Source organism: Serratia sp. S4 (genome assembly GCF_000347995.1).
In the GTDB taxonomy this organism is placed as follows: Bacteria; Pseudomonadota; Gammaproteobacteria; order Enterobacterales; family Enterobacteriaceae; genus Serratia; species Serratia quinivorans.
Genome location: NZ_KB661120.1, coordinates 5101751 through 5126920, shown reverse-complemented (window position 1 = coordinate 5126920; position 25170 = coordinate 5101751). Strand labels below are relative to the sequence as shown.

General features: G+C 55.0%; 18 protein-coding genes, 4 tRNA genes and 3 rRNA genes. 22 read left to right on the top strand and 3 right to left on the bottom strand.

Annotated features, from left to right (window positions below):
* Positions 1-288: 288 nt before the first annotated feature.
* The 11 genes from SERS4_RS0124600 (at position 289) to yjfF (ending at position 10646) form a co-directional block, all read left to right on the top strand.
* Positions 289-1831 (top strand): 16S ribosomal RNA (locus tag SERS4_RS0124600).
* Between the two features lie 102 nt (positions 1832-1933).
* Positions 1934-2010: transfer RNA gene (locus tag SERS4_RS0124595), tRNA-Ile, on the top strand.
* A 124-nt stretch (positions 2011-2134) separates the two neighbouring features.
* Positions 2135-2210 (top strand) — tRNA-Ala (locus SERS4_RS0124590).
* Positions 2211-2403: 193 nt separating this feature from the next.
* Positions 2404-5311, top strand: a 23S ribosomal RNA gene (locus SERS4_RS0124585).
* A 97-nt stretch (positions 5312-5408) separates the two neighbouring features.
* Positions 5409-5524, top strand: a 5S ribosomal RNA gene (gene rrf / locus SERS4_RS0124580).
* Together the 16S, 23S and 5S rRNA genes with 4 tRNA genes alongside form the textbook arrangement of a ribosomal RNA operon.
* Before the next feature lie 94 nt (positions 5525-5618).
* Positions 5619-5695 (top strand) — tRNA-Asp (locus SERS4_RS0124575).
* A gap of 53 nt (positions 5696-5748) precedes the next feature.
* Positions 5749-5824, top strand: a tRNA-Trp gene (locus SERS4_RS0124570).
* 319 nt (positions 5825-6143) lie between these two features.
* Positions 6144-7100 carry a galactofuranose ABC transporter, galactofuranose-binding protein YtfQ gene (gene ytfQ, locus SERS4_RS0124565; protein WP_017894400.1) on the top strand — a complete coding sequence of 319 codons (957 nt, stop codon included), beginning with the start codon at positions 6144-6146 and terminating at the stop codon, positions 7098-7100.
* 23 nt (positions 7101-7123) lie between these two features.
* The gene (gene ytfR, locus SERS4_RS0124560) at positions 7124-8638 is read left to right on the top strand and encodes a galactofuranose ABC transporter, ATP-binding protein YtfR (protein ID WP_017894399.1); all 1515 of its coding nucleotides are present in this window, start codon (positions 7124-7126) and stop codon (positions 8636-8638) included.
* Positions 8639-8655: 17 nt separating this feature from the next.
* Positions 8656-9657 carry a galactofuranose ABC transporter, ATP-binding protein YtfT gene (ytfT, locus tag SERS4_RS0124555; RefSeq protein WP_017894398.1) on the top strand — a complete coding sequence of 334 codons (1002 nt, stop codon included), beginning with the start codon at positions 8656-8658 and terminating at the stop codon, positions 9655-9657.
* The gene (yjfF, locus tag SERS4_RS0124550; protein ID WP_012147439.1) at positions 9654-10646 is read left to right on the top strand and encodes a galactofuranose ABC transporter, permease protein YjfF; all 993 of its coding nucleotides are present in this window, start codon (positions 9654-9656) and stop codon (positions 10644-10646) included. The genes ytfT and yjfF overlap by 4 nt, the downstream gene beginning before the upstream one ends.
* A gap of 4 nt (positions 10647-10650) precedes the next feature.
* Here the strand turns inward: yjfF and hdfR are convergent, their stop codons facing one another.
* Positions 10651-11478: an HTH-type transcriptional regulator HdfR gene (gene hdfR / locus SERS4_RS0124545; RefSeq protein ID WP_026142584.1), complete on the bottom strand. Its 828-nt coding sequence runs from the start codon at positions 11476-11478 to the stop codon at positions 10651-10653.
* 119 nt (positions 11479-11597) lie between these two features.
* On the opposite strand from hdfR, the gene SERS4_RS0124540 reads away from it, so the two are divergent.
* Entirely contained in the window at positions 11598-11936 is a 339-nt protein-coding gene (locus SERS4_RS0124540) for a DUF413 domain-containing protein (protein WP_012147437.1), read from the top strand.
* A gap of 27 nt (positions 11937-11963) precedes the next feature.
* Here SERS4_RS0124540 and SERS4_RS0124535 read toward each other — a convergent pair whose 3' ends face one another.
* A complete protein-coding gene (locus tag SERS4_RS0124535) occupies positions 11964-13487 on the bottom strand; it encodes a YifB family Mg chelatase-like AAA ATPase (RefSeq protein ID WP_012147436.1) in 1524 nt (507 codons plus the stop codon).
* A gap of 341 nt (positions 13488-13828) precedes the next feature.
* Between SERS4_RS0124535 and SERS4_RS0124530 the strand changes: the two genes are divergently transcribed.
* The 10 genes from SERS4_RS0124530 to SERS4_RS0124490 all read left to right on the top strand — a co-directional run bounded on the left by SERS4_RS0124530 (position 13829) and on the right by SERS4_RS0124490 (position 24202).
* Positions 13829-15061: an MFS transporter gene (locus tag SERS4_RS0124530; RefSeq protein ID WP_017894397.1), complete on the top strand. Its 1233-nt coding sequence runs from the start codon at positions 13829-13831 to the stop codon at positions 15059-15061.
* 133 nt (positions 15062-15194) lie between these two features.
* The gene (ilvL, locus tag SERS4_RS26655) at positions 15195-15293 is read left to right on the top strand and encodes an ilv operon leader peptide (protein WP_015962288.1); all 99 of its coding nucleotides are present in this window, start codon (positions 15195-15197) and stop codon (positions 15291-15293) included.
* Positions 15294-15435: 142 nt separating this feature from the next.
* Entirely contained in the window at positions 15436-17082 is a 1647-nt protein-coding gene (gene ilvG / locus SERS4_RS0124525; RefSeq protein ID WP_017894396.1) for an acetolactate synthase 2 catalytic subunit, read from the top strand.
* On the top strand, positions 17079-17336 hold the full coding sequence (gene ilvM / locus SERS4_RS0124520; RefSeq protein ID WP_012147433.1) for an acetolactate synthase 2 small subunit: 258 nt from the start codon (positions 17079-17081) through the stop codon (positions 17334-17336). Before ilvG ends, ilvM begins: the two co-directional genes overlap by 4 nt.
* Before the next feature lie 22 nt (positions 17337-17358).
* Positions 17359-18285 carry a branched-chain-amino-acid transaminase gene (gene ilvE, locus SERS4_RS0124515; RefSeq protein WP_017894395.1) on the top strand — a complete coding sequence of 309 codons (927 nt, stop codon included), beginning with the start codon at positions 17359-17361 and terminating at the stop codon, positions 18283-18285.
* 105 nt (positions 18286-18390) lie between these two features.
* Complete coding sequence (ilvD, locus tag SERS4_RS0124510) at positions 18391-20241, top strand: dihydroxy-acid dehydratase (RefSeq protein WP_012147431.1); 1851 nt, start codon at positions 18391-18393, stop codon at positions 20239-20241.
* A gap of 5 nt (positions 20242-20246) precedes the next feature.
* A complete protein-coding gene (gene ilvA / locus SERS4_RS0124505; RefSeq protein ID WP_017894394.1) occupies positions 20247-21791 on the top strand; it encodes a threonine ammonia-lyase, biosynthetic in 1545 nt (514 codons plus the stop codon).
* A 113-nt stretch (positions 21792-21904) separates the two neighbouring features.
* Positions 21905-22900, top strand: a complete 996-nt coding sequence (locus SERS4_RS0124500; RefSeq protein WP_012147429.1) for a hypothetical protein — start codon at positions 21905-21907, stop codon at positions 22898-22900.
* On the top strand, positions 22900-23478 hold the full coding sequence (locus SERS4_RS0124495) for a hypothetical protein (protein ID WP_017894393.1): 579 nt from the start codon (positions 22900-22902) through the stop codon (positions 23476-23478). Before SERS4_RS0124500 ends, SERS4_RS0124495 begins: the two co-directional genes overlap by 1 nt.
* Before the next feature lie 22 nt (positions 23479-23500).
* Positions 23501-24202 carry a DUF2461 domain-containing protein gene (locus tag SERS4_RS0124490; RefSeq protein ID WP_017894392.1) on the top strand — a complete coding sequence of 234 codons (702 nt, stop codon included), beginning with the start codon at positions 23501-23503 and terminating at the stop codon, positions 24200-24202.
* Here the strand turns inward: SERS4_RS0124490 and ilvY are convergent.
* Positions 24197-25081 carry an HTH-type transcriptional activator IlvY gene (gene ilvY / locus SERS4_RS0124485; RefSeq protein WP_017894391.1) on the bottom strand — a complete coding sequence of 295 codons (885 nt, stop codon included), beginning with the start codon at positions 25079-25081 and terminating at the stop codon, positions 24197-24199. The two genes, SERS4_RS0124490 and ilvY, sit on opposite strands and share 6 nt — an antisense overlap.
* Between the last annotated feature and the right edge of the window lie 89 nt (positions 25082-25170).

Here is a 25170-nt window from a genome sequence, read left to right as displayed (position 1 = left end):
AAACACCGTTTCTTAATAAGAAAAAAGCTTGACTCTTCAGCGGGAAAGCGTAATATGCACCTCCCGCGTTACCGAGAGTTATCTCCGTAACGAACGCTCTTTAACAATTTATCAGACAATCTGTGTGGGCACTCCACAAGACGATATCCAGAACCTTCGGGTTCGAAAAAATATCAAGTCTTGAAGAGTGACCAAGCAATAAGTTGTTTCGTTGGCTTGTCCAACTGAATGACTATTACGAAAGTTATTTTCGAGCATCGCTTCACGAGTTGAAGCAAATCAAGCTTTTAATTGAAGAGTTTGATCATGGCTCAGATTGAACGCTGGCGGCAGGCCTAACACATGCAAGTCGAGCGGTAGCACAAGAGAGCTTGCTCTCTGGGTGACGAGCGGCGGACGGGTGAGTAATGTCTGGGAAACTGCCTGATGGAGGGGGATAACTACTGGAAACGGTAGCTAATACCGCATAACGTCTTCGGACCAAAGTGGGGGACCTTCGGGCCTCACGCCATCAGATGTGCCCAGATGGGATTAGCTAGTAGGTGGGGTAATGGCTCACCTAGGCGACGATCCCTAGCTGGTCTGAGAGGATGACCAGCCACACTGGAACTGAGACACGGTCCAGACTCCTACGGGAGGCAGCAGTGGGGAATATTGCACAATGGGCGCAAGCCTGATGCAGCCATGCCGCGTGTGTGAAGAAGGCCTTCGGGTTGTAAAGCACTTTCAGCGAGGAGGAAGGGTAGTGTGTTAATAGCACATTGCATTGACGTTACTCGCAGAAGAAGCACCGGCTAACTCCGTGCCAGCAGCCGCGGTAATACGGAGGGTGCAAGCGTTAATCGGAATTACTGGGCGTAAAGCGCACGCAGGCGGTTTGTTAAGTCAGATGTGAAATCCCCGCGCTTAACGTGGGAACTGCATTTGAAACTGGCAAGCTAGAGTCTTGTAGAGGGGGGTAGAATTCCAGGTGTAGCGGTGAAATGCGTAGAGATCTGGAGGAATACCGGTGGCGAAGGCGGCCCCCTGGACAAAGACTGACGCTCAGGTGCGAAAGCGTGGGGAGCAAACAGGATTAGATACCCTGGTAGTCCACGCTGTAAACGATGTCGACTTGGAGGTTGTGCCCTTGAGGCGTGGCTTCCGGAGCTAACGCGTTAAGTCGACCGCCTGGGGAGTACGGCCGCAAGGTTAAAACTCAAATGAATTGACGGGGGCCCGCACAAGCGGTGGAGCATGTGGTTTAATTCGATGCAACGCGAAGAACCTTACCTACTCTTGACATCCAGAGAATTCGCTAGAGATAGCTTAGTGCCTTCGGGAACTCTGAGACAGGTGCTGCATGGCTGTCGTCAGCTCGTGTTGTGAAATGTTGGGTTAAGTCCCGCAACGAGCGCAACCCTTATCCTTTGTTGCCAGCACGTAATGGTGGGAACTCAAAGGAGACTGCCGGTGATAAACCGGAGGAAGGTGGGGATGACGTCAAGTCATCATGGCCCTTACGAGTAGGGCTACACACGTGCTACAATGGCGTATACAAAGAGAAGCGAACTCGCGAGAGCCAGCGGACCTCATAAAGTACGTCGTAGTCCGGATCGGAGTCTGCAACTCGACTCCGTGAAGTCGGAATCGCTAGTAATCGTAGATCAGAATGCTACGGTGAATACGTTCCCGGGCCTTGTACACACCGCCCGTCACACCATGGGAGTGGGTTGCAAAAGAAGTAGGTAGCTTAACCTTCGGGAGGGCGCTTACCACTTTGTGATTCATGACTGGGGTGAAGTCGTAACAAGGTAACCGTAGGGGAACCTGCGGTTGGATCACCTCCTTACCTAATGATATTGATTGCGTGAAGTGCTCACACAGATTGTCTGATGAAATGAAAGAGAGCATAAGGCTTAATCTTCGCGGTTAAGTCTTAAAGCACCTTGTCGGGTCTGTAGCTCAGGTGGTTAGAGCGCACCCCTGATAAGGGTGAGGTCGGTGGTTCAAGTCCACTCAGACCCACCAATTCTCTCCTATCCTGCGTTGTCACCCTATTCGTTTATGTGAATAAACGTCGTAGGACTTCGCTTTGACTAGAAGCGAATTGGCGAAGGTAGTAGATAAGGTGTGAAAAATGCTTTTCTGATATGGGGCTATAGCTCAGCTGGGAGAGCGCCTGCCTTGCACGCAGGAGGTCAGCGGTTCGATCCCGCTTAGCTCCACCATATCAAAAAATCTTAAAACTGATTCGCAAGAGTCATGTTTAAGATATTGCTCTTTAACAATCTGGAACAAGCTGAAAATTGAAACATGACAGCTGAAACTTACTCCTCCGTAGATGTACTGGAGTAAGGATTAACCTGTCATAGAGTCTCTCAAATGTAGCAATGCAAATGTGGAAACACTTTTGGGTTGTGAGGTTAAGTGACTAAGCGTACACGGTGGATGCCTAGGCAGTCAGAGGCGATGAAGGGCGTGTTAATCTGCGATAAGCGTCGGTAAGGTGATATAAACCGTTATAACCGGCGATACCCGAATGGGGAAACCCAGTGCAATTCGTTGCACTATCATACGATGAATACATAGTCGTATGAGGCGAACCGGGGGAACTGAAACATCTAAGTACCCCGAGGAAAAGAAATCAACCGAGATTCCCCCAGTAGCGGCGAGCGAACGGGGAGGAGCCCAGAACCTGAATCAGTTCTTGTGTTAGTGGAAGCGTCTGGAAAGTCGCACAGTAAAGGGTGATAGTCCCGTACACTAAAATGCATTAACTGTGAGTTCGATGAGTAGGGCGGGACACGTGACATCCTGTCTGAATATGGGGGGACCATCCTCCAAGGCTAAATACTCCTGACTGACCGATAGTGAACCAGTACCGTGAGGGAAAGGCGAAAAGAACCCCGGCGAGGGGAGTGAAATAGAACCTGAAACCGTGTACGTACAAGCAGTGGGAGCCTACTAGTTGGGTGACTGCGTACCTTTTGTATAATGGGTCAGCGACTTATATTTTGTAGCAAGGTTAACCGTATAGGGGAGCCGTAGGGAAACCGAGTCTTAACTGGGCGAATAGTTGCAAGGTATAGACCCGAAACCCGGTGATCTAGCCATGGGCAGGTTGAAGGTTGGGTAACACTAACTGGAGGACCGAACCGACTAATGTTGAAAAATTAGCGGATGACTTGTGGCTGGGGGTGAAAGGCCAATCAAACCGGGAGATAGCTGGTTCTCCCCGAAAGCTATTTAGGTAGCGCCTCGTGAACTCATCTTCGGGGGTAGAGCACTGTTTCGGCTAGGGGGCCATCCCGGCTTACCAAACCGATGCAAACTCCGAATACCGAAGAATGTTATCACGGGAGACACACGGCGGGTGCTAACGTCCGTCGTGAAGAGGGAAACAACCCAGACCGCCAGCTAAGGTCCCAAAGTCATGGTTAAGTGGGAAACGATGTGGGAAGGCATAGACAGCCAGGATGTTGGCTTAGAAGCAGCCATCATTTAAAGAAAGCGTAATAGCTCACTGGTCGAGTCGGCCTGCGCGGAAGATGTAACGGGGCTAAACCATGCACCGAAGCTGCGGCAGCGACGCTTAGGCGTTGTTGGGTAGGGGAGCGTTCTGTAAGCCGTTGAAGGTGGCCTGTGAGGGTTGCTGGAGGTATCAGAAGTGCGAATGCTGACATAAGTAACGATAAAGCGGGTGAAAAACCCGCTCGCCGGAAGACCAAGGGTTCCTGTCCAACGTTAATCGGGGCAGGGTGAGTCGACCCCTAAGGCGAGGCCGAAAGGCGTAGTCGATGGGAAACAGGTTAATATTCCTGTACTCGGTGTTACTGCGAAGGGGGGACGGAGGAGGCTAGGCTAGCCGGGCGACGGTTGTCCCGGTTTAAGCGTGTAGGGGGAGTGACCTGGTAAATCCGGTTGCTTATTCAACCCTGAGGCGTGATGACGATGCACTACGGTGCAGAAGTAGTTGATGCCAAGCTTCCAGGAAAAGCCTCTAAGCATCAGGTAACACAGAATCGTACCCCAAACCGACACAGGTGGTCAGGTAGAGAATACCAAGGCGCTTGAGAGAACTCGGGTGAAGGAACTAGGCAAAATGGTGCCGTAACTTCGGGAGAAGGCACGCTGGCGCGTAGGTGAAGAGACTTGCTCTCGGAGCCGAAGCCAGTCGCAGATACCAGCTGGCTGCAACTGTTTAATAAAACACAGCACTGTGCAAACACGAAAGTGGACGTATACGGTGTGACGCCTGCCCGGTGCTGGAAGGTTAATTGATGGGGTCAGCCGCAAGGCGAAGCTCTTGATCGAAGCCCCAGTAAACGGCGGCCGTAACTATAACGGTCCTAAGGTAGCGAAATTCCTTGTCGGGTAAGTTCCGACCTGCACGAATGGCGTAATGATGGCCAGGCTGTCTCCACCCGAGACTCAGTGAAATTGAACTCGCTGTGAAGATGCAGTGTACCCGCGGCAAGACGGAAAGACCCCGTGAACCTTTACTATAGCTTGACACTGAACATTGAGCCTTGATGTGTAGGATAGGTGGGAGGCTTTGAAGCGTGGACGCCAGTCTGCGTGGAGCCAACCTTGAAATACCACCCTTTAATGTTTGATGTTCTAACTCGGCCCCATAATCTGGGGTGAGGACAGTGTCTGGTGGGTAGTTTGACTGGGGCGGTCTCCTCCCAAAGAGTAACGGAGGAGCACGAAGGTTAGCTAATCACGGTCGGACATCGTGAGGTTAGTGCAAAGGCATAAGCTAGCTTGACTGCGAGAGTGACGGCTCGAGCAGGTACGAAAGTAGGTCTTAGTGATCCGGTGGTTCTGAATGGAAGGGCCATCGCTCAACGGATAAAAGGTACTCCGGGGATAACAGGCTGATACCGCCCAAGAGTTCATATCGACGGCGGTGTTTGGCACCTCGATGTCGGCTCATCACATCCTGGGGCTGAAGTAGGTCCCAAGGGTATGGCTGTTCGCCATTTAAAGTGGTACGCGAGCTGGGTTTAGAACGTCGTGAGACAGTTCGGTCCCTATCTGCCGTGGGCGTTGGAAGATTGAGAGGGGTTGCTCCTAGTACGAGAGGACCGGAGTGAACGCACCACTGGTGTTCGGGTTGTCATGCCAATGGCATTGCCCGGTAGCTAAGTGCGGAAAAGATAAGCGCTGAAAGCATCTAAGCGCGAAACTTGCCTCGAGATGAGTCTTCCCTGGGAACTTGATTCCCCTGAAGGAACGTTTAAGACTAAGACGTTGATAGGCTGGGTGTGTAAGTGCAGCGATGCATTGAGCTAACCAGTACTAATGATCCGTGAGACTTAACCTTACAACACCAAAAGTGTTTTGATTTGAGAGATTTTCAGCGCGTTCCGAGATTGGTTCTGGTGGTCATGGAAATGACGGCTGGAATGAAACAGAATTTGCCTGGCGGCAATAGCGCGGTGGTCCCACCTGATCCCATGCCGAACTCAGAAGTGAAACGCCGTAGCGCCGATGGTAGTGTGGGGTCTCCCCATGCGAGAGTAGGACACTGCCAGGCATCAATTAAACGTTATCGGTTTGACACCCGGTAATGAGCAAGATCGCCAAGCGCGATTTTGCCACATCGAAAGATGTAACGTGAAAGAACCGGTGGAGCGGTAGTTCAGTTGGTTAGAATACCTGCCTGTCACGCAGGGGGTCGCGGGTTCGAGCCCCGTCCGTTCCGCCACTTATTTAAATTATGCCTGCTAACTTTAGCAGGCATAATGTTAAGCATGATTTAGGGGCGTAGCTCAGTTGGTAGAGCACCGGTCTCCAAAACCGGGTGTCGCGAGTTCGAGTCTCTCCGCCCCTGCCATATTAGAAACCCTTTGCGAAAGCGAAGGGTTTTTTTTGCTTTCAACTTTCCCTAATCTTCGCTATTCCTCTGATAAATTGCCTAAAAACCCTGCCGAAACTGTTCCAAATTTAGACATTTTTAGCTGGATCCATGTACAAAATGGTTGTTCTCCCGTGATGTGATGCCGCTCATTATTCCTGCCTGATTTTCGACTACACCTAATGGGTGTCCGAGTCTTTGGATACCCACTTCACCAGAAAAATATGCAGCATACACAACAACAGTTACCACTGCCTGAGGTCGCCTGATGCCTGGGCAGTGCGGGGAGAACACAAACATGATTAAACGTCTGCTGTTAGCGGCCGTCATCACTGGCGCATTGATAAGTACGGTACAGGCGGCACCGCTGGTCGTCGGTTTTTCTCAGATTGGTTCGGAATCGGGCTGGCGTTCTGCCGAAACCAAGGTGTCGAAACAGGAAGCGGAAAAACGCGGTATTACGTTAAAAATAGCCGATGCGCAGCAAAAACAGGAAAACCAGATCAAAGCGGTCAGATCCTTCATCGCCCAGGGTGTTGATGCCATTTTCATTGCACCGGTAGTCGCCACCGGGTGGACCCCGGTACTGCAAGAGGCCAAAGAGGCCAAGATCCCGGTATTCCTGCTCGACCGGATGATCGAAGTGAACGATCCCTCGTTGTATACCGCAGCCGTGGCGTCCGACAGCGTGCATGAAGGTAAAGTCGCAGGAGAGTGGCTGGTGAAAGAGGTCGCCGGCAAGCCCTGTAACGTGGTGGAACTGCAGGGGACCGTGGGCTCCAGCGTCGCCATTAACCGCAAGAAAGGCTTTGCCGACGGCATAGCCACCGCTGCCAACGTTAAAATCATCCGCTCGCAATCCGGCGACTTTACCCGCAGCAAGGGCAAAGAAGTGATGGAAAGCTTTATCAAGGCCGAGCAAAACGGCAAAAATATTTGTGCGGTGTATGCGCATAACGACGATATGGCGATTGGTGCTATTCAGGCAATCAAAGAGGCGGGTTTAAAACCGGGCTCACAGATCAAAATTGTCTCTATCGACGGTGTGCCAGACATATTCAAAGCGATGATGAATGGTGAAGCTAATGCCACGGTTGAACTGACGCCGAATATGGCTGGCCCGGCGTTCGATGCGTTGTTGGCGATGAAGAAAGATGGCACTCAGCCGCCGAAGTTTATCCAGACTGAATCGAAACTGCTGCAGCCAGATACTGCGAAACAGGAATTCGAGCTGAAGAAAAGTATGGGTTATTAATCCACTTACCGGCGGGACAGAAGATGGACACATCTCAGACCACGTTATTGGCGATTAAGGGATTATCCGTTGAGTTTCCTGGCGTTAAAGCGCTGGAGCAGGTCGATATCACGTTGCAGCGCGGAGAGATCATGGCGTTGCTGGGTGAAAATGGCGCGGGCAAATCCACGTTAATCAAAGCGTTAACCGGGGTCTATCAGCGTTCCGCCGGTGAGATACTGCTGGAGGGGCGCGCAATCGCCCCACAGAGCACCGCACAGGCGCAAGTGCTGGGGATTGGTACGGTTTATCAGGAGGTTAACCTGCTGCCGAATATCTCGGTGGCGGCCAATCTGTTCATTGGTCGAGAGCCAACGCGCTTCGGTCTGGTTGATCAAAAAAAGTTGCTGCGCCAGGCCCAACAGCTTTTATTGGGGTATGGATTACAGTTGGATGTCAGCCAGCCATTAGGGAATTACTCCATTGCGATCCAGCAGATTATCGCTATCGCGCGGGCGGTCGACTTGTCAGCGAAAGTCCTGATCCTGGATGAGCCAACCGCCAGTCTGGATGCTAAAGAAGTCAGCATGCTACTGGGTATTCTCAGCCAGCTCCGCACCCAGGGCATGGGGATGATCTTTGTCACCCACTTCCTCGATCAGGTTTACCGTATTTGCGATCGCATCACCGTACTGCGCAACGGTAAGTTAGTGGGAACCAAGATTACCGCTGATTTACCGCGCCTGGAATTGGTACAGATGATGCTTGGCCATGCCTTTGACGAATCGCTGCTCAAACGCGGTGAGCACGGGCTAACTGAAGCGCCATCTCTGGTCGAATTCAGTGGTTACGGGCGGCGCGGCATGGTTGAACCCTTCGATCTGCAAATACGTCCGGGCGAGATAGTTGGCCTGGCCGGCCTACTGGGATCGGGGCGTACGGAAACGGCTCAGCTGATATTCGGCATCAAACCTCGTGATAGCGGTAGTGCCAAAGTCGAGGGCCGTAGGGTGAACATCCGTACGCCTCGTAAAGCGGCCAGTCTCGGTTTCGGCTATTGCCCTGAGGATCGTAAAACCGACGGGATTGTCGGCGCTGCAACGGTGCGGGAAAACATCATTCTGGCTCTGCAGGCGCAACGCGGTTGGTTAAAACCCTTATCGCTGCGGGAACAAACCCGGATTGCCGAGAGTTATATCCAACTGCTGGGCATCCGTACTCCGGGGCCGGAACAGCAGATCCAATATCTCTCCGGTGGCAATCAGCAGAAAGTGTTGCTGTCCCGCTGGTTGGCGACCAAACCGCGTTTTTTGATCCTGGATGAACCGACCCGCGGAATAGACGTTGGCGCACATGCTGAAATCATTCGTTTAATTGAAAAACTCTGTGATGAAGGGCTGGCGCTGCTGGTGATTTCTTCCGAACTGGAAGAGCTGGCGGGCTATGCCGATCGTATCTTGGTGCTACGCGACAGAAAGCACGTGGCGCAGCTTGAACATGACGCCATTACGGTGCCTGCAATCATGCAGGCGATTGCCGCGCAACAGGGGGTTGAATGAACCTCAGGAGTTTTTCCATGTCCGGTGGGCCACGCAAGGTCAGATGGGTGTTCCCCGCAGGGGCAACGCAACTGGGGGCGCTGGCGGTGATTTTGCTGATCGACAGCCTGGTCGCCCCGAATTTCTTTTCCATCCACATTCAGGACGGCCGACTGTTTGGTAGCGTGATCGACATCGTTAACCGTGGCGCGCCGGTAGCGTTATTGGCATTGGGCATGACGTTAGTGATCGCCACCGGGGGTATCGACCTTTCCGTGGGGGCGGTGATGGCGATAGCCGGTGCCACGGCCGCAACCTTGACCAGTGCCGGTTATCCGCTGGGGTACGTGCTGGCCGCTGCTTTGGCGGCCGGAGCGCTGTGTGGCTTGTGGAACGGTTTTCTGGTGGCGGTACTGCAGATACAACCGATTGTTGCCACGTTGATGCTGATGGTGGCCGGTCGTGGCATTGCACAACTGATCACCGAAGGACAAATCGTCACCTTTGAACGAGAAGGGTTGGCGTGGCTTGGTAGCGGCGCGCTGATGTATTTGCCGCTGCCGGCGATCATTGCCGCAGTGATGCTGCTGTTGATCTGGCTGCTGACGCGTAAAACGGCGCTGGGGCTGTTTATCGAGGCTGTGGGCATCAATCTGCGCTCGGCCCGCAATGCGGGGGTCAGTACGCGCTGGGTGGTGATGGCGGTATATGTGATCTGCGGGCTCTGTGCTGCGGTGGCCGGGATCATAGTTACGGCGGATATCCGGGGTGCAGACGCCAACAATGCCGGGCTGTGGCTGGAGTTGGATGCAATCCTGGCGGTGGTGATTGGCGGCGGTTCATTGCTTGGGGGGCGTTTTAACCTGCTGCTGTCGGTGGTGGGGGCATTAATTATTCAGGGGATGAATACCGGTATTCTGCTCTCCGGCTATCGGCCGGAGTTTAATCTGGTGCTGAAAGCGATCGTGGTGCTGGCGGTGCTGATGGTGCAATCACCCAGCATTTCGTTGCGTCAACTGCTTAGGAGAAAAAGGCCATGATCAAGCGTAATCTGCCACTGTTGATGACTGTCCTGGTGTTCCTCCTGGGCTATGGTTTTTGCCTTACTCAGTTCCCCAGCTTTGCCTCAACGCGGGTGTGGTGTGACTTGCTGACCGACAACGCCTTTCTTGGCATTGTCGCGGTAGGCATGACGTTTGTGATCCTTTCCGGCGGTATTGATCTGTCGGTCGGCTCGGTGATCGCCTTCACCGGGGTGCTATTGGCCAAATTGATCGGAACCTACGGTATTGCCCCGGGCTATGCGTTTGTTATTGCGCTGCTGATGGGGGCATCGTTTGGTGCACTGATGGGCTGGATCATCGATGTGTTGAAGCTACCGGCGTTTATCATCACGCTGGCCGGAATGTTCTTCGTGCGGGGCATGAGTTTTATCGTCTCGGAAGAGTCGATTCCCATTGATCACCCGTTGTATGCCACGCTGGCGAACTACGCCTGGAAACTGCCGGGTGGCGGCCGTTTCACGCTGCTGGCGTTGGTGATGCTAATGGTGGTGGCGGTCGGCATAGTGTTGGCGCACCGCACCCGATTTGGCCACAACGTCTACGCCATCGGCGGTAATCGGGTGTCTGCGGCGCTGATGGGCGTACCGGTGCAACGGACTACGGTGCTGATTTATATGCTCTCAGGCACGCTGGCTGCGTTGTCCGGGATTATTTTCTCGTTATATACCTCAGCGGGCTACGCGCTGGCGGCCAGCGGGGTCGAGCTGGATGCCATTGCTGCGGTAGTGATTGGTGGCACCTTGTTGACCGGTGGGGTCGGCACCGTATTGGGCACGCTGTTCGGCGTGCTGATCCAGGGGCTGATACAGAGTTACATCACTTTCGACGGCACGCTCAGCTCCTGGTGGACCAAAATTGTCATCGGCATTCTGTTGTTCGGCTTTATCGGCCTTCAGAAGGCGATGAGCGCGTTTTGGCTCGGTAGACGAACCAAACCCCGGCATCCTCGCTTAACGCCGTTATAACGCCTCATGCCGTAGTATTTAAAGGTATTTTCAGCAGTTGCCGGATCAGCGGCTGCTGATCGCTATTTTGCAGCCAAACGGCATACAGCGGGCGGATTATCGGCGGGATGTCGGCAATGGCGGCCAACTGCGGGTAGTCCTTCTCCCATTGACTGGGCAGGAAGGCGCAGCCGCCGGTGGTTTCCAGTAGTTGTCGGGTCAGGTGTGCGGAGGTTGTGGTGAGTACCGGCAAATTATCCCCCTCCAGCATACGGCTCTCCTGCTGATGAAAATCCGCCCCCCATTCCAGCTTGATATACGGCATCGGCGCATGTTTATCACGCAGGGTGGAGGAGAACAGCCGCAGCGAGAAATTGCCCAACAGCTGGCTGGCCAGTTCATCCATTTTTGGCGGCTCGGTGGTGATAAGCAAATCGAGCTGTCTTTCATGCAGCTGTTTTACCAAAGAGTGCCGTAACGCCACCCTGGCTTCCAGCTGTAATGCCTCGCGTTGTTGGTACAACGATTGCAGCCACGGGGTCAGATAAGCTTCCCACAATGACGCGGTGGCACCGATGGACAATTCAGTATGCTGCAGCGAACGCACTACCTCTTTTTTCGCCAATTGCCAGGTCGTCATCAGGCTCTCAGCATAGGGCAGAAGCCGCTCCCCTGCTGGCGTCAGACGGATATTGTTACGATGTCGGGTGAATAAATTCGCGCCCAATTGGGTTTCTAACTGGCGGATACGAAAACTAACGGCAGACTGCGTTAAGTACAAGGATTCTGCGGCTCGGCCAAAGTGACGCGTTCTACTGACCTCCAAAAAGGTTTTCAGTAATTCGGTATCCACACCCATCTCCAGAAATTTTTATCGTTAAGATTTAAATGTTTTGTTTTACACAATGTCAAGCCTATCTAATACTCCGCGCCATAAACAGCACGGCCATGAGAGAATTAGGAGCGTGTCAGATGGCGGATAGCTTCACCACGACCAGTCGTTTTTTTGATAATAAACATTATCCTCGCGGGTTCTCCCGTCACGGCGATTTCACCATTAAAGAAGCGCAATTGCTAGAGCGTTTCGGGTATGCGTTCAATGAGCTGGACGCGGGCAAACGTCAGCCGGTCACTGAAGAAGAACAGTTGTTCGTCGCAGTGTGCCACGGTGAGCGTGAGCCGGTTACCGAGCAGGAAAAAGTATGGGCTAAATATCTGGTGCGCACACGCCGCCCGAAAAAATTCCATACCCTGTCCGGCGGCAAGCCGCAGGCTGATGCGGTGGAAGATTACACCGACAGCGACGATTGATAACGATGGGGCCTTTGGGCCCCATTTTTATTCCAGGCTGCGGTGCAGCTGCAGCAACAGGCGATCCATACTGCGATAGCCCAGCGCTTCGCTCAAATGGCGCTTATCAATATCCCGATCTCCTGCTAAATCCGCCAGGGTGCGAGCCACTTTTAAAATCCGCTGCCAGGCGCGAACCGATAATCCCAATCGATTTAACGTCGTCTCAAGAAAATCTGCGTCCGCCTCGCTCAATGCGCAATCACGCTCTACCTCGTGATTATTCAGCAGGGCGTTGATCTTCCCTGAACGGTTGAGCTGCCTTTCGCGTGCCAGCAGCACCCGCTTGCGTACCTGAGTACTACTTTCACCGGCGATGCGTCGTTTGCTCAGCACGCCTGGTGGCAGCAGTGGCACTTCAATCGATAAATCGAAGCGATCGAGAAACGGCCCTGAAAGCCGCCCGAGATAGCGCAGGATCTGTTGTGGGGACGCGCGGTTATGCATGCCCTGATAATGGCCGGTGGGGCTGGGGTTCATGGCGGCGATCAACTGCACTCTGGCCGGAAAGCAGACCTTGGCCGTAGCGCGAGAAATGACTATTTCGCCGGACTCGAGGGGTTCACGCAGGGCATCCAGCACTCGCCTTTCAAATTCGGGCAACTCATCAAGAAACAGCACGCCGTTGTGCGCCATGGATATCTCACCCGGCCGCGGCAGCGAGCCGCCGCCAACCAGCGCGGCCATCGAGGCACTGTGATGCGGTGCGCGAAACGGCCGCTGTCGCCATGGCAGCGCTTGTGCAGGGTGATGCAGCAGACTGGCTACCGCGATGCTTTCCAGTGCCTCTCGTTCGGTCAGCGGGGGCAGCAGGCCATTCAAACGGCTGGCCAGCATGGTTTTCCCGGTTCCCGGTGGGCCGACCAGCAGCAGGTTGTGACCCCCGGCCGCGGCGATCTCCAGCGCCCGTTTAGCCTGTTCCTGGCCCAGGATATCTTGCAGGTCGGCAGGTTCTTGCGCGCTCTCCATTGCCGGCGGCGCGCTGGCTATCGGTAAGTCCCCTTTACCCAGCAGAAAGGCGCACACCTCCAGCAGGTGTTCTGCCACCAGGGTTTCGCTCTGGGTAATCAACCCCACCTCTCGGCCATTGGTGGCAGCCAGAATCAACTGCCTGCCCGCATCCATTGCGGCCAGCGCGGCGGGTATCGCGCCACTGACTCCCCGTAGTGCGCCGGATAGCGCCAACTCCCCAAGAAATTCATAACGAGCCAGCTTATCGGCCGGTAACTGTTCGGAGGCGGCGAGGATCGCCAAAGCGATCGGCAGGTCGTAACGCCCACCTTCCTTGGGTAAATCGGCCGGTGCCAGATTGACGGTGATACGCCGCGCGGGAAAGGTGAAACCATTGTTGATCAATGCGCTGCGTACCCGATCGCGGGCTTCTTTCACCGTAGTTTCCGGCAGGCCGACCATGGTCAGACCGGGTAGCCCGTTGCTGATATGCACTTCCACCGTAACCGAAGGGGCCTGAACGCCCAGCGTGGCTCGGGTATAGATAACCGCCAGTGACATATTGCTCTCCTTGCTGTAGGCAACATGATGCGGCAAAGACCCTGGCAAGGCGCGGTAACCTTGGAATGTTTGCGTGGAAATCCGCAATTAAAACAATGAATTTCATAGAGATAACGAATTTTTGTGCAGCACTGCGCAAGTTGCGGCAATACCCCTTAACAAATACGTGAATGCTGCAACAAATTAGCAAGCTAACCAAGTTGCAGTGAGGGGGGGAATGGGTGTATTTAACAATTGATTAAAATAAAAATCACTTCGTTAACAAACTCCGACCGCCGTCGCCTTCCGCTGCGGCAGCCGCTAAACCTCATGACCTCGTATTCCAGAGTAGGGATAACACTATGTTTGGTTGGACCCCGCTGCAACGCAATGCAGCTATCGCCAGCTTTTCAAGCTGGACGCTTGATGCTTTCGATTTTTTCGTGCTGGTCTTTCTGCTCAGCGATATCGCGCAATCTTTCCATGTCGGCATGGAGGAGGTGACGCTGGCTATCTTGCTGACGCTGGCGGTGCGACCGATTGGTGCACTGATCTTCGGCCGGGCGGCGGAAAAGTATGGCCGTAAACCGATTTTGATGCTGAATATCGTGTTCTTCTCGATTTTTGAACTGTTGTCCGCAGCGGCACCGTCGTTGACGGTATTCCTGTTACTGCGGGTGTTGTACGGCGTGGCGATGGGCGGGATCTGGGGCGTCGCGTCGTCGCTGGCGCTGGAGACCATTCCGGATCGTTCGCGTGGCCTGATGTCGGGGATTTTCCAGGCCGGTTACCCGTTCGGTTATCTATTGGCGGCGGTGGTGTATGGCCTGCTGTTTGAGGTGATTGGCTGGCGCGGCATGTTTGTGATCGGGGCGGCACCAATTTTACTGCTGCCGTTTATTTACTACTGCGTGCAGGAATCGCCGGTGTGGCTGGCGGCGCGTGAACGCAAGGAAAGCAGCGCCCTGCTGCCGGTATTGAAAAGTCACTGGAAGCTGTGCGGCTATCTGGTGTTACTGATGGCGGCATTCAATTTCTTCTCGCACGGCACCCAGGATATGTATCCGGTGTTTTTGAAAGTTCAGCACGGTTTCGATCCTAAAACCGTCAGTATCATCGCTATTAGCTACAATATCGCGTCAATTATCGGCGGTGTTTTCTTCGGTGCGCTATCGGAAAAAATCGGCCGCCGTAAGGCAATTATCATTGCCGCGTTATTGGCCTTGCCGGTGATCCCACTTTGGGCATTTTCCAGCGGCTCGTTGATGCTGGGGATTGGCGCATTTCTGATGCAGTTCATGGTGCAGGGAGCCTGGGGCGTGATACCGACTTATCTCACCGAACTGGTGCCGGCCAATACCCGTGCGGTGCTGCCAGGATTTGTTTACCAACTGGGTAACCTGATTGCTTCGGTCAACGCTACGCTGCAGGCGACCATCGCCGAACATCACGGCCATAATTATGGCCTGGCGATGGCGATTATTGCCGGCACGGTGGCGATTGTCATTGCGCTACTGGTGTTCTTTGGCAAGGACACGCGCGGCAAGGCAATCTCGGGTGAGGTTAACTCTTCGGGCGTGCAGGCTAACGTTTGAAATCCGGGCATTTTGCACGAGGTATGACCAGATTGCGCCGAATAATAACGCAAAAAAAGTGTTGTCATGCCGCGCGGGACTATGGTACCTCTGTAGGCATTAGTTCGAAACGAGCACAGTGAACAAACCTATTATGAAAGCCTTTGCCCAAGTGATTAGCCTAGTCGTGATTAGCGTGGTGGTGATTATTATCCCACCGTGCGGGGCTGCACTTGGACGAAGAATGGCTTAGAAAACAAGCCGGAATCGCAAGAGAACCCCCGCACCGAAAGGTCCGGGGGTTTTTTATTGGCAAGAGAAAAGTGAAACGAGGATAACAATATGAATGACAGAACAAAATCCTGCAGTTGTCGAAGTAAGGCGGGGAAATAACTATGAACGGGGCTCAGTGGGTAGTACAAGCATTGCGTGCACAGGGAGTTGATACGGTTTTCGGCTACCCGGGTGGCGCAATCATGCCGGTCTATGATGCATTGTATGACGGTGGGGTGGAACACCTGCTGTGCCGCCACGAGCAAGGCGCCGCGATGGCTGCCATTGGTTATGCCCGTTCAACCGGCAAGGTGGGCGTTTGTATCGCCACTTCCGGCCCCGGCGCCACCAACCTGATCACCGGCCTGGCCGATGCGCTGCTGGATTCTGTTCCGCTGGTGGCGATCACCGGTCAGGTAGGCTCCGCACTGATTGGCACCGATGCCTTTCAGGAGATCGATGTCCTCGGCCTGTCGCTGGCCTGCACCAAACACAGCTTCCTGGTGGAATCACTGGATGCGCTGCCGGGCATCATGGCGGAAGCCTTCGCCATCGCCAGCAGCGGTCGTCCTGGCCCGGTGCTGATCGATATCCCGAAAGACATCCAACTGGCACACGGCGAATTACACCCGCACCTGATGCCGGTAGAGGAAGAACTGCACTACCCGGCAGCGGAGCTGGCGCAGGCCGCCGAATTGCTGGCGCAGGCGCACAAGCCGATGCTGTACGTCGGCGGCGGTGTTGGCATGGCGCAGGCGGTACCGGCGCTGCGAGAGTTTATCGCGGTGACCCAAATGCCCAACGTTGCCACGCTGAAAGGGCTGGGCGCACCGGACGCTGAGCAGCCGTACTACCTCGGTATGCTGGGGATGCATGGCACCAAAGCCGCCAACCTGGCGGTGCAGGAGTGCGATTTGCTGATTGCCGTTGGCGCGCGTTTTGACGATCGCGTAACCGGTAAACTGAATGCTTTCGCCCCGCATGCCAAGGTGATCCACATGGATATCGACCCGGCGGAAATGAGCAAGTTGCGCCAGGCCCACGTGGCGCTGCAGGGTGATTTGAAAGCCTTGTTACCGGCATTGCAGCAGCCGTTGAAGATCGCCGCCTGGCAGCAGCGAGTGGTTGAACTGAAAGAAACCCATACCTGGCGTTATGACCATCCAGGCCAGCCGATCTACGCGCCGCTGTTGTTGAAGCAGCTGTCCGAGCGCAAGCCGGCCAACAGCGTAATCACCACCGACGTGGGCCAGCACCAGATGTGGACCGCGCAGCACATGACCTTTGAACGCCCTGAGAATTTCATCACCTCCAGCGGTTTGGGCACCATGGGTTTTGGCGTTCCGGCCGCGGTTGGCGCCCAGATGGCCCGCCCGGAGGATACGGTGGTCTGCGTATCGGGTGACGGTTCTTTCATGATGAATGTGCAGGAGCTGGGTACCATCAAACGCAAACAGTTACCGCTGAAAATCGTTTTGCTGGATAACCAGCGTTTGGGGATGGTTCGTCAGTGGCAGCAGCTGTTTTTTGACGGGCGTTACAGCGAAACCAATCTCTCCGATAACCCCGATTTCCTGATGTTGGCCAATGCCTTTGGCATCCCCGGCCAGCGTATTACCCGCAAAGACCAGGTAGCAGACGCACTCGATGCCTTATTCAACAGCGAAGGGCCTTACATGCTGCACGTGTCGATCGATGAACTTGAAAACGTCTGGCCGCTGGTGCCGCCGGGTGCCGGTAACGAAACCATGTTGGAGAAAATATCATGATGCAGCATCAACTCTCGATCCAGGCCCGTTTTCGCCCTGAAATGTTAGAGCGCGTATTGCGTGTCGTGCGTCATCGTGGTTTTCAGGTTTGTGCTATGAATATGGCAACGGCGGCAAATACCGACAAGATTAATATTGAATTGACCGTTGCCAGCCAGCGCCCGGTGGATCTACTGTCATCTCAGTTGAGCAAACTGATGGATGTCTCCTGCGTTGAGATCCAGCAACAAACATCACAACAAATACGCGCCTGACGCGCGAGAAGGATAAATAACAATGACGAAGAAAGCCGATTACATTTGGTTCAATGGTGAGATGGTTCCTTGGGCTGACGCCAAAGTGCACGTGATGTCGCATGCGTTGCACTACGGCACTTCGGTGTTTGAAGGGGTCCGTTGCTACGACTCCCATAAAGGCCCGGTGGTGTTCCGTCACCGTGAACATATGCAGCGCCTGCATGACTCGGCGAAAATCTACCGTATGCCGGTATCACAAAGCGTTGATGAACTGATGGAAGCCTGTCGCGCCACGCTGCGTAAAAATAATCTGGGCAGCGCTTATATTCGCCCGTTGGTGTTTGTCGGTGACGTCGGCATGGGGGTTAACCCTCCGGAAGGTTACAAAACAGACGTGATTATCGCGGCGTTTCCTTGGGGCGCGTACCTGGGTGAAGAGGCGCTGGATCAAGGTATCGATGCGATGGTTTCGTCCTGGCACCGCGTGGCACCAAACACCATCCCAACCGCGGCCAAGGCCGGCGGTAACTATCTTTCCTCCCTGCTGGTGGGCAGTGAAGCGCGCCGCCACGGTTATCAGGAAGGGATCGCGCTGGATGTGCACGGCTATATTTCCGAAGGCGCAGGTGAAAACCTGTTTGAAGTGAAAGAGGGCGTGCTGTTCACCCCGCCGTTTACCTCTTCCGCGCTGCCGGGTATCACCCGCGATGCCATCATCAAGCTGGCGAAAGACATGGGCTTCGAAGTGCGTGAGCAAGTGCTGTCGCGCGAGTCGCTGTATCTGGCCGATGAAGTGTTCATGTCCGGTACCGCCGCAGAAATTACCCCGGTTCGTAGCGTTGACGGCATCAAGGTCGGCATTGGTAAATGCGGCCCGGTGACCAAACAGATCCAACAGGCGTTCTTTGGCCTGTTTACCGGCAAGACCGAAGACAAATATGGTTGGCTGGATCCGGTAAATCCATAAAATCCTTACCCGCAACCTGAAAGGCAACGGGTAAATCGACAGACAGATAAGAATATCCAGGCGGTTCGTTCGCCGCCTGTAATAAATACATTTGGAGTGAAGAGCATGCCTAAGTACCGTTCCGCCACCACCACCCACGGCCGCAACATGGCGGGTGCCCGCGCATTATGGCGCGCGACCGGAATGACCGACGACGATTTTGGCAAACCCATTATTGCGGTGGTCAACTCATTTACCCAGTTCGTTCCGGGCCATGTGCACCTGCGTGATTTGGGCAAACTGGTTGCAGAACAGATCGAGGCCTCAGGCGGCGTCGCCAAAGAATTCAACACCATTGCGGTGGATGACGGTATCGCCATGGGCCACGGCGGCATGCTCTATTCCCTGCCGTCGCGCGAATTGATCGCCGACTCGGTTGAATACATGGTGAATGCCCACTGCGCGGATGCGATGGTGTGTATCTCCAACTGCGACAAGATCACCCCAGGGATGCTGATGGCGTCACTGCGCCTGAATATTCCGGTGATTTTCGTTTCCGGCGGCCCGATGGAGGCCGGCAAAACCAAGCTTTCCGACAAGATCATCAAGCTGGATCTGATCGACGCCATGATCCAGGGTGCCAACCCGAACGTCAGCGATGCCGACAGCGCGCAGATCGAACGTTCCGCCTGTCCGACCTGCGGCTCCTGTTCCGGTATGTTCACCGCCAACTCGATGAACTGCCTGACCGAAGCCCTGGGCCTGTCCCAACCGGGCAACGGCTCGCTGCTGGCGACCCACGCTGATCGTAAGGATCTGTTCCTCAACGCCGGCAAACGCATCGTTGCGCTGACCAAGCGCTACTACGAGCAGGACGACGAAAGCGCACTGCCACGCAGCATCGCCAACAAGGCCGCATTCGAAAACGCCATGACGCTGGACATCGCCATGGGCGGTTCGACCAATACCGTGTTGCACCTGTTGGCGGCGGCTCAGGAAGGTGAAATTGATTTCACCATGGAAGATATCGATCGTCTGTCGCGCAAGGTACCGCACCTGTGCAAAGTGGCGCCAAGCACCCAGAAATACCATATGGAAGACGTGCACCGTGCCGGTGGCGTACTGGCGATTCTGGGCGAGCTGGATCGTGCGGGTCTGATGAATCGCGACGTCGATAACATCCTGGGCCTGAAGCTGACGGAAACGCTGAACCAGTACGACATCATGCTGACTCAGGACGAAGCGGTGAAGAAAATGTTCCGCGCCGGTCCAGCGGGTATCCGTACCACCCAGGCGTTCTCGCAGGATTGCCGCTGGGACACGCTGGACGATGACCGCGCAGAAGGCTGTATCCGCTCGCTGGAAAATGCCTTCAGCCTGGAAGGTGGCCTGGCCGTGTTGTACGGCAATATGGCACTGGACGGCAGCATTGTGAAAACCGCCGGTGTCGATAAAGACAACCTGACCTTCCGTGGCCCGGCCAAAGTGTATGAAAGCCAGGACACCGCGGTAGAAGCGATCCTCGGCGGCAAAGTGGTTGCCGGCGACGTCGTGGTGATCCGCTATGAAGGGCCGAAGGGCGGGCCGGGCATGCAGGAAATGCTCTATCCAACCACCTACCTGAAATCCATGGGCCTGGGTAAGGCCTGCGCGCTGATCACCGACGGTCGTTTCTCTGGCGGGACTTCGGGTCTGTCTATCGGCCACGTTTCTCCGGAAGCGGGCAGCGGCGGTCTGATTGCGCTGATCGAAGACGGCGACATGATCGACATCGATATTCCAAAACGCAGCATGGTACTGGATGTCAGCGACAGCGAACTGGCGGCACGCCGCGAAGTTGAACTGGCACGTGGCGATCGGGCCTGGACACCGAAAAACCGTGAGCGCCAGGTTTCCTTCGCTCTGCGCGCCTACGCCACACTGGCGACCAGCGCGGACAAAGGCGCAGTACGCGACAAGAGCAAGCTGGGAGGCTAAGCATCATGGCGGTATCGCAACCCCTACCCGACGCCCCCTGTGGCGCGGAGTATCTGCGAGCGGTGCTTCGCTCGCCGGTTTACGAGGTGGCTCAGGTCACCCCGTTACAGACCATGAGCAAAATCTCTTCGCGGCTCGGCAATACTATTTTGGTGAAGCGCGAAGATCGTCAGCCAGTACACAGCTTCAAGCTGCGTGGGGCCTACGCGATGATCGCCAGCCTGAACGAAGAACAAAAGGCGCGCGGCGTGGTGACGGCTTCGGCCGGCAACCATGCGCAGGGCGTGGCCTATTCAGGCAAACGGCTGGGGATCAAAACGCTGATCGTAATGCCGGTGACCACCGCAGATATCAAAGTGGATGCGGTACGCGGCTTTGGTGGCGAGGTGCTGTTGCACGGCGCCAACTTTGATGAAGCCAAGGCCAGAGCGATAGAGCTTTCACTCAAGCAGGGCATGACCTTCGTGCCGCCGTTCGACCACCCGACGGTGATCGCCGGGCAGGGTACGCTGGCGATGGAACTGCTGCAGCAGGACGCTCATCTCGACCGGGTGTTTGTACCGGTTGGCGGTGGCGGTCTGGCGGCAGGTGTGGCGGTATTGATCAAGCAACTGATGCCGCAGATTAAGGTGATCGGCGTGGAGGCGGAAGACTCCGCCTGCCTGCGCGCGGCGCTGGATGCCGGACAACCGGTGGATCTGGCCCGTGTTGGGCTGTTTGCCGAAGGCGTGGCGGTAAAGCGCATCGGTGACGAAACCTTCCGCCTGTGTCGGGAATATCTGGACGACGTGATCACCGTTGACAGCGACGCCATCTGCGCCGCGGTCAAAGATCTGTTTGAAGACGTGCGCGCCATTGCCGAGCCGTCCGGTGCGCTGGCGCTGGCCGGGCTGAAAAAGTATGTGCAGCAGCACAATATTCAGGGCGAACGTCTGGCGCACGTGTTGTCCGGCGCCAACCTGAACTTCCACGGTTTGCGCTATGTGTCGGAACGCTGCGAACTGGGCGAACAACGCGAAGCCCTGTTGGCGGTCACCATTCCAGAGCAGAAAGGCAGCTTCCTGAAGTTTTGCCAACTGCTGGGCGGGCGCTCGGTGACCGAGTTCAACTACCGTTACGCCGATGCAGATAACGCCTGTATTTTCGTCGGTGTCCGCCTGACGCGCGGCCATGCCGAACGCCTGGAAATCATCGATGAACTACAGGCCGATGGTTATCAGGTGGTGGATCTGTCCGACGATGAAATGGCCAAGCTGCACGTGCGTTATATGGTGGGGGGGCGTCCTTCGAAGCCGTTGCGCGAGCGTCTGTACAGCTTCGAATTCCCGGAGTCACCGGGCGCACTGCTGAAGTTCTTGCAGACGTTGGGCACCCATTGGAATATTTCACTGTTCCATTACCGCAGTCACGGCACCGATTTTGGCCGCGTGCTGGCAGGTTTTGAGCTGTCGCAGACCGAACCCGAGTTTGAGCAGCACCTGCAGGCGCTGGGCTATGACTGCCACGATGAAACCGACAACCCGGCGTTCCGCTTCTTTTTGCAGGGTTGATAAGAAATACATAAGTAATCGTGACCTATAAGCCAGTTTATAGGTTGCGTTGTTGTGATTTTGTTGTGCATTTTTATACTGCCAAGACTTTTGACGTATAGGGATGCGCGACAATGACAACGGCTTTTTCTTCGCCATTTGGTTCTCCCGAAGATCAATTAACCAGCGCCGAGTTCGCACGAATGCTCGGTAACGGCAATGTGCAGGCAATGTATCGGGATATTGATTTACAAGCCCTGCAAGACTCCCTGGATTGCAGTATCGCTTTTCATGGGGTGGGGATTATTTTTTCTGACGGCCAAAATTCGTATTTGGTCAGGCCGACCAAACATACCGGTTACTCAACGTCCTCACAGGTCACCCACGTGGTGATCACCAAAACCGTTGCGCATACTTCACGTACCGCGGCGACCAATACCCTGTCTGAGGCTTTGACCAAACCGAACGTCGGCAAAGAACTGGCTTCGGCAGCGCTATCTTGCGGCACACTGCTGGTCTCCGTTTTTTTACTGGCGTCGGGGAGTGTTGCGGTACCCTTTACCGGTGGCACCAGTTCGGCCATCGCCTATTTAGGCTATGCCGGCATGGCTGCCAGTGCCTTACAGTGCGGTAATGGCTTGTATCGCGTGAATAAGCTTTATGATGGGAAAGGCGATGAGCTTGCGCAGTTAGATTCAGAGCAATGGTATGTCGCCACCAGCACCATTCTGGATGTGATCTCTTTGGCTAGCGCCGGGGCAGCATTGAAAGAAGCGGCCATGACTTATCGTGCCATGCGAAGAGTTTCATCGCGTAAGGCGACGGAGTGGCTAAAAAGCATGCCACGAAGTGAAAGGAAAAGGCTCACTGAGAGCATCATCAGGGCGGAGAATCCGGGTATTTCCAATCAAGTGTTAAAACAGATGGTTAACGCGGGCTTATACCCGAAGCGCTATCCAACACAAGCCCTTCAGAACGGACTTCGACAGCAATTACGGTCGGCGCTGAATAACTCGATGGCCTTTGTGGGCAGCGGTATCAGCGGCACTTTGTCCTCGCCTGCTAATGTGAAGGAAACGGGGCAATATTTTGTTGGGATCATGCAAAAATTACCGCAGATGGTGAGGTAATGTCGGACTGGATGATTAACCGCCTGATATCTCAAGGGCGAGAAATGGAACAGCAAATCCTGCAGCGGGATCCGGCGGTATATGCCGGCGTGGATGCGCAGCTTGAGCAACATTTTTTGACGCCGGGGCAGCGTTTGTCGCCGCCGGGCGTGGGCAATGTCATGTTGCTGCTAATTTGTCTTACGCTGGGGTTGGCGGGAACCATGGGGCTATTGGCCGATATAGCCCTTGCGGTAACCGGCAGTGCCTCTGCTGCCACATTATTAGGCAGCGGCGCCATCATGGCCGTGTGGATGACGCTTGTCCTGTTTCACCTGGTTCAGGGTAAAAACACAGGGGTAGTATTGCTGAAATATTATCTTGGCATGCTGGCCGCGCTTTTGATCGGTGCAGTAGCGGCCTGGGCAGCAAACATCACCGGCATTGCCAATGGCCTGATGTTGCTGTGTGCCTGCATTGGCGGGATTATTTTCAGTAACCGGACGGTGTTTTATCTGTATGTTGCCTATTTCAGGACGCGCCGGCGCGTTTTTCTAAAGCGCCGTTGGCAGATGGAAGCCATGCATAATCCCCGCTAGAAAGCTTGTTACGGGAAGGAACATGACGCAGCAATTTAATGGTTTTAGCCAGCAGGGCCTGAATTTTCTTCAGCAGGTGCGCATTGAGAACGACAAGGAATGGTTTGAGGCCAACCGCGACGTTTACGATCGTGAACTATTAACGCCATTCCGTACGTTGATAGCCGAACTGAGTCCGGCGATGTTGGCGATCGATCCCTTATTCGAGACCCGGCCGGCGATCGGCAAAACGCTGTCGCGCATACATCGCGACACGCGTTTTTCCCACGACAAATCGCGCTACCGCAGCCGCATGTGGCTGACGTTCAAACGGCCAAGCAAAGACTGGAAGGACGCGCCGGTCTACTTCTTCGAACTGGGGCCGGACATGTTGCGTTACGGGCTGGGTTATTACAGCGCCAACAAACCGACCATGGATCTGTTTCGCCATACGCTGCAACGCCGACCGCAGCCCTTTTTGGAGGTCGCAGCCTGCTGCCGGCCACCGTTCGAGCTGGTGGGTGAAAGCTACAAGCGGCCGTTAGTGAAAGAGCAGGCGCCAGAAATTGCCACCTGGTACAACCGCAAGTCCTTTGCGGTGATGGCGACCGACAGTCAGGTGGAAAAGCTGTTCAACGCCGGGTTGGTGCAGACTCTGGCGCAGGGCTTCCTGCAGCTGGAACCGCTTTACCATTGGCTGATGCAGGTGGAGACGATGAAGCAAGTCGATCCAGCGGATTTATGAAAGTAAGCGCCAGAAAGCGTCGATCAGCGGATCGCTAAGGCGTTTTTTCTGCACACAGACCCCCAGCTCGAACGGCTCGACCATGGAAATATTCTCCAGTTGCGAGATGCGATTACGCACCGGCTCCGGGCTGTTGTCCACCACCACGCCGGGGATCAGCGCGATGCCGCAGCCCAGCGCCACCATCGAAACGATGGCCTCGTGGCCGCCAACGGTGGCGTAAATCAGCGGATTGGCGATGCGCTGGCGACGGAACCACAGTTCGATGCGTTTTCGCGACGGGCCGTGCTCCGGCAGGATAAACGGAATATTGGCCCAGTCGGGCTGCTCGGCAAACGCCTGGCTGCGTACCGCGCAGGGCAGCGCCGGAGCAATCAGCACCAGCGGGATCTCACCGATTTTAGTGAACGCCACGCTGGTGGGCAGGGTTTCGGGCCGCCCGGCAATGCCGAGATCGGCTTCGTTGGACTGCACTTTATCGACCGCATCGGCGGCGTCACCGGTGGTCAGTTTTATTTCTACCAGTGGATGCTGTGCGCGGAAGCGATCGAGGATCGGCGGCAGGTGGCTGTAGGCGGCGGTAACCGAGCAAAACAGCCGTAATTCGCCGCTCAGCGAAGGGCCGTGTTGACCCAGCGAATGCTTCAGTTGCTGGTACTGCAGCAGCGTCTGCTGGGCAAAATCTTTTAACTGTTCACCGGCATCGGTGAGCTGCACGGTGCGGTTATCGCGCAAAAACAGCGGTTGCCCGAGGATCTCTTCCAACCGTTGGATCTGGCGGGACAGCGTCGAAGGACTGACGTGCATCGCCTTGGCGGTGCGGCCAAAGTGATGGCTTTCAGCCAGATGGAGGAATAGCTTTAAATCACGCAAATCCATATCAGTACGCTCGCAGCAAGAGTGTTGCATAAATTGCAATGTCACATTCGTAATATATCAATTTAAGCAACGCGTTTCCTGTTATACAT